This window comes from Streptomyces sp. NPDC051822 (assembly GCF_044452745.1).
In the GTDB taxonomy this organism is placed as follows: domain Bacteria; phylum Actinomycetota; class Actinomycetes; order Streptomycetales; family Streptomycetaceae; genus Streptomyces.
In genome coordinates, this window is sequence record NZ_JBITBZ010000005.1 from 371,461 (window position 1) to 386,552 (window position 15,092).

The following is a 15,092-nucleotide window of genomic DNA, read 5'->3' on the forward strand; positions in this document are numbered from 1 at the left end:
GTGGGCTCAGCCCTCCAGGAAGGCGACCAGCGCGTTCGCGAGGAGGTACGGGTCCGCCGCGCCGCAGAGTTCGCGGGCGCTGTGCATGGACAGGATCGCGACGCCGATGTCGACGGTCGTGATGCCGTGGCGGGCGGCGGTGATCGGGCCGATCGTCGTGCCGCAGGGCATGTCGTTGTTGGAGACGAACGACTGCCAGGGCACCCCGGCCTTCTCGCAGGCGGCGGCGAAGATCGCCCGGCCGCTGCCGTCGGTGGCGTACCGCTGGTTGACGTTCACCTTGAGGATGGGGCCGCCGTTGACGCGCGGGTGGTGCGTCGGGTCGTGGCGCTCCGCGTAGTTGGGGTGGACGGCGTGGCCGGTGTCGGAGGACAGGCAGACGGTGCCGGCGAAGGCCCGCGCCCGGTCCTCGTACGAGCCGCCGCGGGCGTAGACGGAACGCTCCAGGACGTTGCCGAGGAGGGGGCCCTGGGCGCCGGTGTCGGCCTCGGAGCCGTTCTCCTCGTGGTCGAAGGCGGCGAGGACCGGGATGTACGGGAGGTCGTCGCGGCCCGCGAGGGACGCGAGCGCGGCGGTGGCGGCGTGCACGGAGAGCAGGTTGTCCATGCGCGGGCCGGCCAGGAGCTCGCGGTCGCGGCCGAGGTAGGCGGGCGCCTCGACGGCGTGGACCATCAGGTCCCAGCCGCTGACGTCCTCGGCGTCGACGCCGGCCTCGGCGGCGACGAAGGAGATCAGGTCGCCCTCGTGGACGTCGCCGATGCCCCAGACGGGCTGCATGTGGCGCTGGCGCTCCAGCTTGAGGCCGTCGTTCGCCCCGCGGTCGAGGTGGATGGCGAGCTGCGGGACGCGCATCAGCGGCCGGTCGACGTTGACGAGGTGGTGGCTTCCGTCGCGGAGGGTGAGGCGGCCGGCGAGGCCGAGGTCGCGGTCGAGCCAGGTGTTGAGGAGGCTGCCGCCGTAGATCTCGACGGCGACCTGGCGCCAGCCCTGCGCGCCCATGTCGGGCCGCGGCTTGACGCGCAGGTTGGGGGAGTCGGTGTGGGCGCCGACGATGCGGTACGGGGTGTGGGCGGCGGCGCCTTCCGGCACGTACCAGGCGATGATCGCGCCGCCGCGGATCACGTACTTCCCGCCGTGCGTTCCGTCCCAGGCGGCGGTCTCCTCGACCTGCCGGAAGCCGGCCTTCCCAAGCCGCTCGGCGGCGCTCGCGACCGCGTGGTACGGCGTGGGCGAGGCCGTCAGGAAGGCCATGAGGTCGTCGGTGTGTCCGCGGTCGAAGGCGCCGGCGGTAGGACGGGAAGCTGCGCTGCTCATGGACTCACCTTACGCAGCGGGGCTCCCCGTGATGTGGCGGGATGACCACTCCTGCCCACTCGTGAGCGGGCCGGTGCGCCGGGGAGGGGCCCGGTCGCGTCCACCGGTAGGACCCGGCGAGTGAGCCGAAGGGCGCGCCGGGGGAACAGGGCCGAGCGCGCGGAGGCCCGTGAGGAACGAGCGGGTCGAGCACGGTCGGCCCTGTTCCCCCGGCTCTCAGCGCCCGGAGGCGAACCGAGCCTTGAAAAGAGAGCAAAACGGCCCGCCCCCCTCCCCGGGGACGGGCCGTTCCCTGCAGGACGTGGGCGCGTGTTAGAACGCGGCCTCGTCCAGGTCCATCACCGAGCTGTCGATGGCCTCGGCGAGCGCGCGCTCGGCGGAGACGCCGGGCAGGACGTTGGCGGCGAAGAACTTCGCGGCCGCGATCTTGCCCTGGTAGAAGGCGACATCCTTGCCGGTGGCGCCGGCGGCCAGCTTCTCGGCGGCGACGGCGGCACCGCGCAGCAGCAGGTAGCCGACGACGACGTCGCCGGAGGCGAGCAGCAGGCGGGTGGTGTTGAGGCCGACCTTGTAGATGTTCTTGACGTCCTCGCCGGTGGCGGTGAGGTCGGTGATCATCGTGCCGACGATGCCCTCCAGGTCGACGGCGGCCTTGGCGAGCGCGTCGCGGGCGCCGGCCAGGTCGTCGCCGCCGGTGCCGACCGCGAGGAACTTCTTGATCTCCTCGGACAGCGTGTTCAGGGCGGCGCCCTGGTCGCGGACGATCTTCCGGAAGAAGAAGTCCTGGCCCTGGATGGCGGTGGTGCCCTCGTAGAGGGTGTCGATCTTGGCGTCCCGGATGTACTGCTCGATCGGGTACTCCTGGAGGAAGCCGGAGCCGCCGAAGGTCTGGAGCGACTGCGCGAGCTGCTCGTAGCCCTTCTCGGAGCCGTATCCCTTGACGATCGGGAGCAGCAGGTCGTTCAGGCCGTGGAGAGCCTTGGTGTCCTCGCCGGCCGCTTCCTGGATCGCGATCTCGTCCTGGACGGAGGCCGTGTAGAGGACGAGGGAGCGCATGCCCTCGGCGTACGCCTTCTGCGTCATGAGGGAGCGGCGGACGTCGGGGTGGTGCGTGATGGTGACCTTGGGCGCGGCCTTGTCCATGAAGTTGGCCAGGTCGGTGCCCTGGACGCGCTCCTTGGCGTACTCCAGGGCGTTGAGGTAGCCGGTGGAGAGGGTGGAGATCGCCTTCGTGCCGACCATCATGCGGGCGAACTCGATGATGAGGAACATCTGGCGGATGCCGTCGTGCTTGTCGCCGATGAGCCAGCCCTTGGCGGGGTGCTGGTCGCCGAAGGTCATCTCGCACGTGTTGGAGGCCTTGAGGCCCATCTTGTGCTCGACGTTGGTGGCGTAGACGCCGTTGCGCGCGCCCAGCTCGCCGGTCTCCCAGTCGAACTCGTACTTGGGGACGAGGAAGAGGGAGAGGCCCTTGGTGCCGGGGCCTGCGCCCTCGGGGCGGGCGAGGACGTAGTGGAGGATGTTCTCCTCCATGTCGTGCTCGCCGGAGGTGATGAAGCGCTTGACGCCCTCGATGTGCCAGGAGCCGTCCTCCTGCTGGACGGCCTTGGTGCGGCCGGCGCCGACGTCGGAGCCGGCGTCGGGCTCGGTGAGGACCATGGTGGAGCCCCAGCGCTTCTCGACCGCGATCTGGGCGATCTTCTTCTGCGCCTCGTTGCCCTCGTTGTAGAGGACGCCGGCGAAGGCGGGGCCGGAGGAGTACATCCAGATGGCCGGGTTCGAGCCGAGGAGCAGTTCCGCGTACGCCCAGATCAGGGAGCGGGGGGAGACGGTGCCGCCGATCTCCTCCGGGATGCCGAGGCGCCAGTACTCGGACTCCATGAAGGCGTTGTACGACTTCTTGAAGGTGGCCGGTACGGGGGCGGTGTTGGTCTCGGGGTCGAAGACCGGCGGGTTGCGGTCCGCGTCGGCGAAGGACTCCGCGAGCTCGTTCTCGGCGAGGCGGCGGATCTCGTCGAGGATGCTCTTGGCGGTCTCGACGTCCATCTCCTCGAACGGCCCGGTGCCGTACACCTTGTCGCGGCCGAGCACCTCGAAGAGGTTGAACTCGATGTCGCGGAGATTCGACTTGTAGTGCCCCATGGCGACGGCTCCGTAAAGGCTCGGGGAGGAGGATGTCGTGCGTACGCGCGCGAGCCCGGTGCTTGTCCCGCCGGTCGTACTACCGGTGAGTAGCCCACGCTTCTCTACGATGATGCTACCCACCGGTAATAAGAGCAACCCCTATCCGGTCATCTGTGACACGAGCCGCAGAAAAAGGCCCGGGACATGTGCCCCGGGCCTCCCTCTCGCTCCGTACCGCCGCTCAGTACCTGTACCGAGCACCGGTGCTCAGTACAGACCCTTCAGGTCCGTCCCCTCGGGTGCGCGGAAGCAGCCGGAGACGACGGAGACGGCGATGAGGTTCTTCTGCTTAGGGTTCTTGCTGCCGACCGCCAGCTCGACGTTGACGGCGAAGGGCTCCTTCTCGGACTCCGCGAGCAGCTCCAGGTTCTTGGCCTTGCTGTTGTTCGGGCCGTAGGAGACGACCTTCCAGCCCTTGGTGGGCAGCGCCTGCCGGAGCCGCTCGAAGCCCTGCTTCAGCTCCTCGTCGGAGACGTCGTACACCGACCAGGGGTGACGGATCTTGAAGAGGTGGTCGCGGTCCTCCGGGCAGGTGGAGGCACCGGCGCCGCCCGGGGTCGTCCTGCCCTTCGGCAGCCCGATCATGTCGAAGATCTCGCTGGAGATCTCCTTGGTGCGCGTCCGCGCCTTCTCGACCTCGAGGGTCGTCGGGGTGTAGCCGAGGTCGCCGGTGTCGCCGGTGTCGCCGGTGTCGTTCATGGAGCATCCCGTCGCGAGGGTGGTGAGGCAGAGGAGGAGGACGCCGAGCGCCGCCCCGCGGGTCCTGGTGCGGTGGTTGCCGTGGTTCATCAGTCCTCGTTCACGTCGTCGTACCTGCCTGCCACGACCTTCGCCTGGTTCTTGAGACTCTCCGAGTCCCGCGTCCAGTAGTCGCTGTGCCCGCTGGTGTCCACGTCCATCCGGTGGGCGCCGAACAGTTCGTCGGAGGGCACGGTCTGTACGTACCCGGCGTTGAACGGGATGCCGTTCCAGGTCTCGACGCCCCACGTGTGGCCGCCGAGTCCGGCCGCCTTGCCGCCCGCGGGCACCACGTCGTTCCAGGCCGCCTCGGACCAGACGTGGTCCTTGCCGACGTCCAGGTCCTCGGCCCTGCCGGTCAGCATGCCGGGGCTGCCGACGGCGACGATGTCGTCGGCGGCGAGATCGCCCCGGTTGGAGGCGTCGCCGACGACCGTGGAGCCGTAGCTGTGTCCGATGATCGTGGTGTGGCTCTGGTCGGCGCCGCCCTGCACGGTCTCCAGGCCGTCCATGAACTGGAGCAGCTTGGGGGAGCCGTCGTGCGCCCAGCCCTTCTGCATGGCCTCGGGGACGATGGACTGCGGCGCCTCGTAGCCGAACCAGGTGATGGTGGAGACGCTCTGGCCCGGCGCCCAGTTCTGGGTCTCCCGCCAGGTCTCCGTCATCCGGCTGATGTTGTCGTCGAAGTCCTTCAGGTTCGTCGTCGTGCCCGGCACGTAGACGGCGGTGTGGTCGGCGGTGTCGGGGTTGCCGTTGGCGATGATCGCCCGGCCGATGCCGTCCTTGTCGTAGCCGAGGAGGTACGCCTCCGGCAGCCCCTCCTTGCCGGTGGCGTCGAAGCGGGCCTGGATCGAGTCGCTGCCCTTGAGCTGGTCCTTCAGCCGCTCCTGGTCCTTCTGCCACTGCTTGTACTCGGGGCTGAGGACGGCGGCCGGGTAGCTGCCGTTCGGGTTCGGGATGTACTGGTTCGGCGCGGGCTTGTTCAGGTCCGTCTGGATCTGCGCCCGGGTCTCGGCGAAGACCGTCCGGTTGGCGTCGTCGCGGACCGAGGACGGAAGGCCGTCGAGGGCGCCGACGGAGGCCGGGTAGAGGGTGGCGTACTCGTCACGCTGTTCCTGGCTGAGGCCGTTCCACCAGGCGGCGTTCTCCTTGGGGGACTTGCCGTGCGGGATCTTGTCGTCGTCGGCGTACTTCCCCGCGGCCTGCTGGAGGGCCTTGGTGTCGGCGGCGGCGTCGACGAGGTCCGCGTCGCTGACGTCGAGGCCGGGGTCGGCCCTGAGCCTGCGGAGGGCGGCGGCGTAGCGGCCGTCGATCTCGGTGGCCTCGCGGACGGCGTCGCCGATGCGCTGGGCGATGTCCTCGGCCTTGCCCTTGTTGGCGTCGGCGCTGCCGACCCCCTCGCCCTTGCCGGGCGCGAGCGGGACGGGGGCGCCGTGCTCGGCGGTGTTGTTGCCGGGTGCGAGGACGAGGGAGTCGGTCGGGTACTCCACCGAGCCGTCGGGCTTGACCGTGAACTTGAGGTTCTCGGCGTCCTCGAGGGCCTGCTTCAGTTTCCGCTGCGGCGCGGCGAGTTCGGAGGCGAGTCCGTTGAGCGCGGTGCGTATCAGTCCGCATTCGGTGTGCAGGTACTGGAAGTTGCGGCTGAGCTGCCGGACGGCGTGGGTCGCGCCGGTGGCCGTCTCGCCCTTCTGCGTGTCGTGGATCTTGGCGAACATGCCGTTGTCGACACGGTCCTTGTCGGCGTTGGAGCGGGAGGAGACCTTGCCCCAGCCGTCGGCGGCGTCGGTGTACTCGGCCGGCTTCAGGTCGCGCAGTTGCTGCCAGGTGGGCACGGCGGGATCACTCGCCCTTCTTCTGGCCGGGGCCGGTGGACTCGGCGGCCATCTTCCGGCGGGTGTCGTCCTCGCGTTCGCCGAAGTCGCGGCCGGCGCTCTTCAGCGCGCCTTCCAGCCGCCCGCACTCGTCGCGCACGGCGGTCAGCCGGGCCTTCCAGGTGCCGAGGATCTCGGTGAGGGCGCTGGAGGAGTCGAAGCCGGCGGTGCCGGCGGCGTAGCCCTCGTTCGCCGTGTCGAGGTCCGTGAGCGAGGTGGCGGTGGACGTGCGCAGCAGGCCAGAGGTGGTGCCCGCGGAGTGCCAGGGGCCCGCGTCGGCCTTCAGGTTCGCGTCACCGCCGCCCGGGCCGTTCTGGCCGAACGGGCCGTCCTGCTCGGGGCCGGGTAGGCCCGCGAGATTCATCGCCGCGGGCCGTTCGGTGGCGGCCGGCCCTCCGAAAAGCTGGTCCCATGTGGCGTTCAGGGCCATGTCTCGTCTCCCCCGTACAGGCCGTCTGCTCGATTGCTGACGCGAACCTAACAAAGACGGGGGCTCGCTAGGCTAGGGGCCATGTACGGATACGGCCAGCACGCAGACGGCAGTGGCGCCCAGCAGCAGTACGCCCAGCCTCAGCAGGGCGGGATGCAGGGCGGCATGCCGGGAGGTATGCAGGGGGGCATGCAGGGCGGGTACGGGCAGCAGCAGGCCCCGCTCTATCCGGAGCCTTCGCCGCCTTCCCTCGCCGACGCCGTGCGCGCGTTCACCACGGGCACGCTCGCGCCCGAGGACTTCCAGCAGATCTTCGCGACCTCGAAGGTCTACTGCCCGCGCGGCGACAACCCGGGCTTCCTCGCCCTGCACAACACCCAGCAGCCGGTCATCCCGATGTTCACCTCGCTGAAGGAGCTGCGGCGGTACGCGGGCAAGGAGTCGAAGTACTTCGTGATCACCGGGGCCGAGGTGATCGACCTGCTGCCGACGGGCTACGGCTTCGTCCTCGACATGGAGGGCGACCACCGGATGGTCTTCGACGCGAAGGCCGTGGAGCAGATGGTCGACTTCGCGATGCGGCGGATGTACGGCTGACGGACGGTGGACCGCAGGGGCGCCCGGGGGGAATTCCTCCCGGGCGTTCCGCGTTCCAGGTGGCAGAAAGTTCATCGTTCAACTAAAGTGGACGCAGAAGGTCGCCAAGGCCGCACCCAGGAGGTCCGTCATGCCCGCCGTGACTGTCGAGAACCCGCTCACCCTGCCGCGCGTCGCGGCCCAGGCCGACGCCACCGCCCGCCCCGTGCTCGCCGTCACCACGGCCCCCCAGGGATTCGAGGGCGAGGGCTTCCCGGTGCGCCGCGCGTTCGCCGGGATCAACTACCAGTACCTCGACCCGTTCATCATGATGGACCAGATGGGCGAGGTGGAGTACGCGCCGGGAGAGCCCAAGGGCACGCCCTGGCACCCCCACCGCGGCTTCGAGACCGTCACCTACATCATCGACGGCACCTTCGACCACCACGACTCCAACGGCGGCGGCGGCACCATCACCAACGGCGACACCCAGTGGATGACCGCCGGCTCCGGCCTCCTCCACATCGAGGCCCCGCCGGAGTCCCTCGTCGTCAGCGGCGGCCTCTTCCACGGCCTCCAGCTCTGGGTGAACCTGCCCGCCGAGGACAAGATGATGGCCCCCCGCTACCAGGACATCCGCGGCGGCCAGGTCCAGCTCCTCACCTCCCCCGACGGCGGCGCGCTGCTCCGCGTCATCGCCGGCGAGCTCGACGGCCACGACGGTCCCGGCATCACCCACACCCCGATCACGATGATCCACGCGACGCTGCGCCCCGGCGCCGAGATCACCCTGCCGTGGCGCGAGGACTTCAACGGCCTCGCGTACGTCATGGCCGGACGCGGCACCGTCGGCGCCGAACGGCGACCGGTCCACATGGGCCAGACCGCCGTCTTCGGCAAGGGCGGCGCCCTCACCGTCCGCGCCGACGAGAAGCAGGACGGGAACACCCCCGACCTGGAGGTCGTCCTCCTCGGCGGCCGCCCGATCCGCGAGCCCATGGCCCACTACGGCCCGTTCGTCATGAACACCCAGGCCGAACTGCGCCAGGCCTTCGAGGACTTCCAGGCCGGCCGGCTCGGGACGATCCCGGCGGTCCACGGGATGGGCGAGTAGCGGTACGCGAGAGGTGTTGACGGACCGTCACCCGTACGGTCCGTCAGCGCGCGCCGACACGCCGGCGGGCGTGGTGCGGTGATCGGGTGCAGACGTCGCCCCCGCTCCTTCCCGAACCCGTCCGCAGGGTCGCCGCCTGGTGCGCCGTCCTGCTGCTCGTCGCCGGGGTCGCCGCCGTCGGGATCTGGCTGTGCGTCGTCCTCAAGACGGCCGTCACGCCCGTCCTCCTCGCGATCCTCGGCACCGCCCTCCTCGGGCCCCTCTACCGGCGCCTGCTCCGGATGAAGGTCCGCAAGTCGCTCGCCGCCGCGCTCACCGTCGTCGCCGTGCTCGTGGTCGTCGGGGGAGCCACGTACATCGTCGTCGTCGCGCTCATCGACACCGGCGACCAGATCGTCGCCTCCCTGCGGCAGGCCGCCACCGACATCGCCGAGCACCTCGGCGCGGCCGGGACCTCCCTCGACGACCTCGCGAAGAACGCCAGGACGCTCCTGGAACGGTTCGGCGGAACCGCCGCCTCCGGGGTCATCAGCGGCATCAGCGTCGTCGGCGAGATGCTCGCCACCGCCGTCCTCGCGCTCCTCCTCATCTTCTTCTTCCTGCGCGACTCCGACCGGGCCGCCGGCGCCCTGCGCTCCCTCGTCCCCGCCGCCACCGGAGACCTCGTCGAGGCCATGGCCCGCCGCGCCTTCGAGGCCGTCGAGGGCTTCATGCGCGGCACGACCCTCGTGGCCCTCGTCGACGCCCTCCTCATCGGCGTCGGCCTCGTCGTCCTCGACGTGCCCGGCGCGGTCGGACTCGCCGCGCTCGTCTTCGTCACCGCCTACATCCCGTACCTCGGCGCCTTCCTCTCCGGCGCCGTCGCCGTGCTCGTCGCCCTCGCCGACCGGGGCTTCGTCATCGCCCTGTGGGTGCTCGCCATCGTCCTGGCCGTCCAGGTCATCGAGGGGAACATCCTCCAGCCGGTGGTGCAGAGCCGGACCGTGCAGATGCACCCGGCCGCGGTGATGCTGGCGATCACGGCGGGGGCGTCCGTCGCGGGCGTCCTCGGCATGCTGCTCGCCGTACCCCTGACGGCCGCCGTGACCGGCGTCCTCAGCGAACTGAAGGCGCGGTACGGGGCTCCACCACCGCCGAAGCCGGACGCCGGGGGGTGAGCCCGCTCGTCCCGTTCCTCAGGTCGCGGCCGGCAGTCCGCCCGGCTCGAAGGACGCGAGCATCTGTTCGAGGGCCGCCTGGTCGGGACCGACGAACGGATCCGAGTCCGGGGCCATCGAGATCGTGTCGGTCATCGAGGCCGTCATCCGCACCGCCGGCGGCAGGTGCGTGGACAGCACGATCTCGGGCGCCATGTCCCGCAGCGGGTCGATCGTCCTCCGGAACTTGTCCGGATCGACGACGTGCACCCACGGGCTGTCCAGGGTCGCCCACAGCAGCTGCGCCTGCCGCAGCTCCTCCGGCTTGAGGTCGTTCGCGTGCCCGCTCTCCGCCAGCTCGGCGGTCGGCATCGGCCCGCCGAAGCAGTCGGAGGAGAAGCAGATCCTGGTCTTCTCGTCGTAGAACCCGACCGTGGCGGGGTTGTCGAAGAGCGGCGGCCGGAACGCGCGCAGCATGCGGTCGCCGACGTCGAGGGACTGACCGGGGTTGAGGAAGTACAACCGGTCCATCGGCAGCGCGCGTTCCGTGGTCATGATCCCGGCGGCGATGAAGGTGGTGACGACCTTCGCCCGGGGCGCGGCCACGAGGAGGTCGAAGATGCCGCCGGTGTGGTCGCGGTCGGGGTGGGTGAGCCAGATCCAGAGGACGTCGGCGGGGTCGATGACCGAGCCGAGCGTGTTGACGAAGTTCCGGTCGGCTATCGAGAGCCCGGTGTCGACGACCACGGGTTCGGCGGCGGTGAGGACGTACGCGTTGACGGGGATGTGCCCGATCCCGGGTATCTCGAGGCTGTCGGCCAGGACGGTGGTGTCGCTTCCGACCTTGTGGGTGTCCATGGCAAGCTCCGTGCTCCCCCCCGGAGGCGGCCGTACGAGACAAGTCTGCGCCGCCGGACGGGCCCCTGCGCGCCGGGACCGCGGGCGCGCGGGGGCGGCGTCACTTACCGACTTGCCTACGTACAGCAGCCCTCCGCCGAAGGGCTCGGGGTCTCGTTCAGCTCGAACCAGATCGCCTTGCCCTCGCCGCGCGGGTCGACACCCCACGCGTCCGCCAGCATCTCCATGAGGACCAGGCCGCGGCCGCTCGACGCCATCTCGCCGGGGTGGCGCTTGTGCGGCAGTTCGTCGCTCGTGTCGGAGACCTCCACCCGCAGCCGCCGGGCCTTCGTGGCGCAGGAGACCTCGGCGACGAGGAGGGCGTCGCCGTCCGTGTGGACGAGGACGTTGGTGACCATCTCGGAGACCATGAGGACGGCCGAGTCGAGCTGGTCCCCGTCCGTCCAGTCGTGCAGCAGCTGCCGCATCTGCTCGCGGGCCTCGGCGATCCGCTCCGGTTCGGCCTGGGCGATCGTCATCAGGGTGCGGCGCGGGGCCTCCCTCACAGGTCCCGCCGGCCGCCGGGAGAGCAGCAGGACGGCGATGTCGTCCTCGCGGCGGTCGGCGAGCGGCCCGGTCGTGTGGTGGGAGCCGGGCCCGTGGACGGCCTCCACGAGCGTGTCGGCGAGCTGCTCCAGGTCCTCGCCGTCGTGGGCCTCCAGGAGCTTCCTGACCCGGTCCCAGCCGGTGTCGAGGTCGTGCCCGCCGGTCTCCAGGAGGCCGTCGGTGCAGACCATGAGGGTCTCGCCGGGGTCGAGGGTCAGCCGGGTGGTGGGGTAGTCGGTGTCGGGGTCGATGCCGAGCGGGAGGCCGCCGGCCGTCGGCCTGAGGAGAACCGTTCCGTCGTTCATCCGCACCGCCGGGTCCGGATGCCTGGCCCGCGCGATGTCGACCGTCCCCGTCTCCAGGTCGACCTCCAGGTAGAGGCAGGTCGCGAAGCGCGGACCGCCGTACTCCTCGCCGTCGTCCCCGTCGGTGATCCCGTACAGGAAGCGCGAGGCGCGGGAGAGGACCGCGTCCGGCCGGTGGCCCTCGGAGGCGTACGCGCGCAGCGCGATCCGCAGCTGCCCCATCAGGCCCGCCGCCCGCACGTCGTGCCCCTGGACGTCGCCGATGACGAGGGCGATACGGCCGGGGCCGCGCCCGCCCGTGCGAGAGGTCCCGCCGGGCAGCCGGATCAGGTCGTACCAGTCGCCGCCGACCTGGAGTCCGCCGCCCGTCGGCACGTACCGGGCGGCGACCTGGATGCCGGGGATGCCAGGACCGAGGACCGGCATCATCGTGCGCTGGAGGCCGAGGGACAGCTCGCGCTCGGACTCGGCCACGCCCGCGCGCGCGAGGGCCTGGGCCAGCATCCGCGCGACCGTCGTGAGCACCGAACGCTCGTCGGGCGTGAACGCCACCGGGTGCTTGAAGGCCGCCATCCAGGTGCCCATGGTGCGCCCGGCGACGATCAGCGGCACGAAGGCCCAGGAGCGGCGCCCGAAGCGCTGCGCGAGGGGCCAGGTCATGGGGAAGCGGCGCCGGTACTCGTCCGGCGTGGGCAGATAGAGCGCGCGGCCGGTCCGTACGACCTCCGCCGCCGGGTAGTCGGTGTCGAGCGACATCGACGAGAACGGCCCCTCGTCGCCGTCGCTGTGCCCGTGGTGCCCGATGACGGTCAGCCGGTCGCCGGCCACGCCGAAGACGGCGAGCCCGTCGGGGGAGAAGCCGGGCATCGAGAGGGAGGCGGCGACCCGCAGCACCTCGGCCGTGGACCGCGCCTCGGCGAGCGCCCGCCCCGCGTCGAGGAGGAACGCCTCGCGGGAGCGCCGCCAGTCCCCGGTGATGGGGGTGCGGGCGGCGGTCCCCGGGACCTGCTCGGCGACCTCCTGGAGGGTGCCGAGCAGCTGGTAGTCGTCGCCCTCGATGAGCGGCTTCGATCTGCTCCGTACGGTACGGATCACCCGGCCGTACTCGTCCATGATCCGCAGCCGGGCCTCGGCGAGGGTGCCTTCGGCGACGGCGAGGTTGACGACCCCGTCGATCTCGTTCCAGTCGACGGGATGAAACCGCGACCGGACGGCCGCCTCGCTGAGCCGCACGGGTTCGGCGGGCAGCCCGAGCAGCCGGGCTGCCTCGGCGTCGAGCGAGACCATCCCGGACGCGTTGTCCCAGCGCCACAGACCGGTCGCGATCGCGGCCAGGACGTCCTCGGTGCGCATTGCCCTACTTTATGAATATCGGACACCAGGTCGCCACTGAGCGTATTCGAAAAGCGAGGACGCCCGGCCGGTACCCTGGGTGGGTCTGCCCGCGTGTTCTGTGACATCCGCGACTCCCGAGTCCCGGCCCGTCACAGCGACCCCGGGCGGGCGGCCCACGACCCACAGATCCCGAAGACTGGATGAACGACGATGCATCGGTACAGGTCCCACACCTGCGGCGAGCTCCGCGCCTCTGACGTCGGCACCGACGTCCGGCTGAGCGGCTGGCTGCACAATCGGCGCGACCTGGGCGGCATCCTCTTCATCGATCTGCGCGACCACTACGGCATCACGCAGCTCGTCGCCCGCCCCGGCACCGCCGCGGCCGAGGTCCTCGACAAGCTGACGAAGGAGACCGTCGTCCGCGTGGACGGCAAGGTCGTCTCCCGCGGCGCGGACAACGTCAACCCCGAGCTGGCGACCGGCGAGATCGAGATCGAGGCCGCCGAGGTCGAGGTCCTGGGCGCCGCGAAGCAGATCCCCTTCACCATCAACACCGACGACGGCGTGAACGAGGAGCGGCGCCTGGAGTACCGCTTCCTCGACCTGCGCCGTGAGCGCATGCACCGCAACATCATGCTGCGCTCCGCCGTCATCGCCTCCATCCGCTCCAAGATGGTGGCCCTCGGCTTCAACGAGATGGCGACCCCGATCCTCGCCGCGACCTCCCCCGAGGGCGCCCGCGACTTCGTCGTCCCGTCCCGCCTGAACCCGGGCAAGTTCTACGCGCTGCCGCAGGCGCCGCAGCAGTTCAAGCAGCTGCTCATGATCTCCGGCTTCGACCGGTACTTCCAGATCGCGCCCTGCTTCCGCGACGAGGACGCCCGCGCCGACCGCTCGCCGGGCGAGTTCTACCAGCTCGACGTCGAGATGTCGTTCGTCGAGCAGGAGGACGTCTTCCAGCCGATCGAGAAGCTGATGACGGAGATCTTCGAGGAGTTCGGCGGCGGGCGTCACGTCACCTCGCCGTTCCCGCGGATCCCGTTCCGCGAGTCGATGCTGAAGTACGGCAACGACAAGCCCGACCTGCGTACGTCCCTGGAGCTCGTCGACATCTCCGACGTGTTCGAGGCGTCGGAGTTCAAGGCCTTCGCCGGCAAGCACGTCCGCGCGCTCGCCGTCCCGAACACGGGCGACCAGCCGCGCAAGTTCTTCGACTCCCTCGGCGACTTCGCGGTCTCCCTGGGCGCGAAGGGCCTGGCCTGGGTCCGCGTGGGCGAGGGCAACGCCCTGACCGGCCCGATCGCCAAGTTCCTCACCGAGGAGAACGTCAAGGTCCTCACCGAGCGCCTCGGCCTGGCCCCCGGCCACGCGATCTTCTTCGGCGCGGGTGAGTTCGACGAGGTCTCCAAGATCATGGGCCCGGTCCGGGTCGAGGCCGCCAAGCGCGCCGGCCAGTTCGAGGAGAACGTCTTCCGCTTCGCGTGGATCGTCGACTTCCCGATGTACGAGAAGGACGAGGAGACCGGCAAGATCGACTTCTCGCACAACCCCTTCTCGATGCCGCAGGGCGGCCTTGAGGCCCTGGAGACCCAGGACCCGCTGGACGTCCTCGGCTGGCAGTACGACATCGTCTGCAACGGCATCGAGCTCTCCTCCGGCGCCATCCGGAACCACGAGCCCGAGATCATGTTCAAGGCCTTCGAGATCGCCGGCTACTCGAAGGAGACCGTCGAGCACGAGTTCGCGGGCATGCTCCGCGCCTTCGAGTACGGCGCCCCGCCGCACGGCGGCATCGCCCCGGGCGTCGACCGCATCGTGATGCTCCTCGCCGACGAGCCGAACATCCGCGAGACGATCGCCTTCCCGCTGAACGGCAACGCCCAGGACCTCCTGATGGGCGCCCCGACGGAACTGGACGAGTCCCGCCTGCGCGAGCTGAACATCCAGCTCCGCAAGCCGGTGGAGTCCAAGGTCGTCGAGAAGCAGACGGAGGACCGCCCGGTGACGGAGTCGGTCCACCCGGACGCGGCGCGGTAAGCGGTACTGACGGCAGAGGGGCCCGGAACCGACGACGGTTCCGGGCCCTCGGCCGTACGGGGGCTGCTCAAGGAAGCCGTGGGACAAGCTCCAGCCAGGCGCGAACGTCCCGCAGGGCCGGGTCGTCGTCACCCTCCAGGAGAGCGCGGAGGGGCATCAGCGCGTTCAACATGTTCTTGATACGGCGCAGTCGAAGCATCTGCTCGCGCGGCAGTGACCGCCACTCGCCGGCCAGCCGCACGGCGGCCTCGTGCGACAGCCCGAGGCACCCCAGGACGTCCGAGCACAAGGCGGAGAGATCCCGGACCGCATCGCTATCGCTGACCCCGAACTCAAGGATCATGTAGGCACGCGCGCGGGCCGCGTCGGCCATGCCCTGCCGAGACAGCCCGTCCTCCCCGTGCTTCCCCGAGATCGCGGCCAGGGCGACACGACCCCACCGAAGCCGGACGTCGTCGGGCAGGCCAGAGCGCTGCATCCGCCCGACAGCGAGCTCACGCAGCTGCTCCCAATCCTGCGCAGCCCAGGGCTGCCCCGGGGGCCTCTGCCGGAACACAGGCGAAGCGCCAGAGGCTTCCCGCACGCTCGAACCCCCTCCTTTCCGAT

12 protein-coding genes are annotated in these 15,092 nt (G+C 70.6%); 4 read left to right on the forward strand and 8 right to left on the reverse strand.

What is annotated here, in order from left to right:
• Positions 1-6: 6 nt before the first annotated feature.
• The 5 genes from ACIA8N_RS19130 to ACIA8N_RS19150 form a co-directional block, all read right to left on the reverse strand.
• Positions 7-1,314, reverse strand: coding sequence for a M18 family aminopeptidase (locus tag ACIA8N_RS19130; protein WP_365787031.1), 1,308 nt, complete (start codon positions 1,312-1,314; stop codon positions 7-9).
• 312 nt (positions 1,315-1,626) lie between these two features.
• Positions 1,627-3,456, reverse strand: a complete 1,830-nt coding sequence (locus ACIA8N_RS19135) for an acyl-CoA dehydrogenase (RefSeq protein ID WP_365784355.1) — start codon at positions 3,454-3,456, stop codon at positions 1,627-1,629.
• Between the two features lie 249 nt (positions 3,457-3,705).
• Positions 3,706-4,287, reverse strand: coding sequence for a hypothetical protein (locus tag ACIA8N_RS19140; RefSeq protein ID WP_365784353.1), 582 nt, complete (start codon positions 4,285-4,287; stop codon positions 3,706-3,708).
• On the reverse strand, positions 4,287-6,068 hold the full coding sequence (locus ACIA8N_RS19145) for an alpha/beta hydrolase (protein WP_365784352.1): 1,782 nt from the start codon (positions 6,066-6,068) through the stop codon (positions 4,287-4,289). Before ACIA8N_RS19145 ends, ACIA8N_RS19140 begins: the two co-directional genes overlap by 1 nt.
• Before the next feature lie 7 nt (positions 6,069-6,075).
• Positions 6,076-6,537, reverse strand: coding sequence for a hypothetical protein (locus tag ACIA8N_RS19150; protein WP_365784351.1), 462 nt, complete (start codon positions 6,535-6,537; stop codon positions 6,076-6,078).
• A gap of 81 nt (positions 6,538-6,618) precedes the next feature.
• Here ACIA8N_RS19150 and ACIA8N_RS19155 point away from each other — a divergent pair, with 81 nt between their 5' ends.
• From ACIA8N_RS19155 to ACIA8N_RS19165, 3 genes are all read left to right on the forward strand, one after another.
• On the forward strand, positions 6,619-7,134 hold the full coding sequence (locus ACIA8N_RS19155) for an SseB family protein (RefSeq protein ID WP_365784349.1): 516 nt from the start codon (positions 6,619-6,621) through the stop codon (positions 7,132-7,134).
• A 130-nt stretch (positions 7,135-7,264) separates the two neighbouring features.
• On the forward strand, positions 7,265-8,227 hold the full coding sequence (locus ACIA8N_RS19160) for a pirin family protein (RefSeq protein WP_365784346.1): 963 nt from the start codon (positions 7,265-7,267) through the stop codon (positions 8,225-8,227).
• An 86-nt stretch (positions 8,228-8,313) separates the two neighbouring features.
• Positions 8,314-9,384, forward strand: a complete 1,071-nt coding sequence (locus tag ACIA8N_RS19165) for an AI-2E family transporter (RefSeq protein WP_365784344.1) — start codon at positions 8,314-8,316, stop codon at positions 9,382-9,384.
• 18 nt (positions 9,385-9,402) lie between these two features.
• On the opposite strand, the gene ACIA8N_RS19170 is transcribed toward ACIA8N_RS19165, so the two are convergent.
• Together ACIA8N_RS19170 and ACIA8N_RS19175 are read right to left on the reverse strand one after the other, a co-directional pair.
• The gene (locus tag ACIA8N_RS19170; RefSeq protein WP_365784342.1) at positions 9,403-10,221 is read right to left on the reverse strand and encodes an MBL fold metallo-hydrolase; all 819 of its coding nucleotides are present in this window, start codon (positions 10,219-10,221) and stop codon (positions 9,403-9,405) included.
• A 116-nt stretch (positions 10,222-10,337) separates the two neighbouring features.
• Complete coding sequence (locus ACIA8N_RS19175) at positions 10,338-12,464, reverse strand: SpoIIE family protein phosphatase (RefSeq protein ID WP_365784340.1); 2,127 nt, start codon at positions 12,462-12,464, stop codon at positions 10,338-10,340.
• Positions 12,465-12,656: 192 nt separating this feature from the next.
• On the opposite strand from ACIA8N_RS19175, the gene aspS reads away from it, so the two are divergent.
• Entirely contained in the window at positions 12,657-14,486 is a 1,830-nt protein-coding gene (gene aspS, locus ACIA8N_RS19180; RefSeq protein ID WP_365784338.1) for an aspartate--tRNA ligase, read from the forward strand.
• A gap of 67 nt (positions 14,487-14,553) precedes the next feature.
• Here the strand turns inward: aspS and ACIA8N_RS19185 are convergent, their stop codons facing one another.
• Positions 14,554-15,069, reverse strand: a complete 516-nt coding sequence (locus ACIA8N_RS19185) for a hypothetical protein (RefSeq protein ID WP_365784336.1) — start codon at positions 15,067-15,069, stop codon at positions 14,554-14,556.
• Positions 15,070-15,092: the final 23 nt, after the last annotated feature.

Excerpts from the sequence above, each read along its gene's own strand:
- ACIA8N_RS19135 (WP_365784355.1), bottom strand. The coding sequence starts at position 3,456 with ATGGGGCACTACAAGTCGAATCTCCGCGACATCGAGTTCAACCTCTTC.
- ACIA8N_RS19130 (WP_365787031.1), bottom strand. The coding sequence starts at position 1,314 with ATGAGCAGCGCAGCTTCCCGTCCTACCGCCGGCGCCTTCGACCGCGGA.
- ACIA8N_RS19160 (WP_365784346.1), top strand. The coding sequence starts at position 7,265 with ATGCCCGCCGTGACTGTCGAGAACCCGCTCACCCTGCCGCGCGTCGCG.
- ACIA8N_RS19140 (WP_365784353.1), bottom strand. The coding sequence starts at position 4,287 with ATGAACCACGGCAACCACCGCACCAGGACCCGCGGGGCGGCGCTCGGC.
- aspS (WP_365784338.1), top strand. The coding sequence starts at position 12,657 with ATGCATCGGTACAGGTCCCACACCTGCGGCGAGCTCCGCGCCTCTGAC.
- ACIA8N_RS19155 (WP_365784349.1), top strand. The coding sequence starts at position 6,619 with ATGTACGGATACGGCCAGCACGCAGACGGCAGTGGCGCCCAGCAGCAG.
- ACIA8N_RS19170 (WP_365784342.1), bottom strand. The coding sequence starts at position 10,221 with ATGGACACCCACAAGGTCGGAAGCGACACCACCGTCCTGGCCGACAGC.
- ACIA8N_RS19150 (WP_365784351.1), bottom strand. The coding sequence starts at position 6,537 with ATGGCCCTGAACGCCACATGGGACCAGCTTTTCGGAGGGCCGGCCGCC.
- ACIA8N_RS19175 (WP_365784340.1), bottom strand. The coding sequence starts at position 12,464 with ATGCGCACCGAGGACGTCCTGGCCGCGATCGCGACCGGTCTGTGGCGC.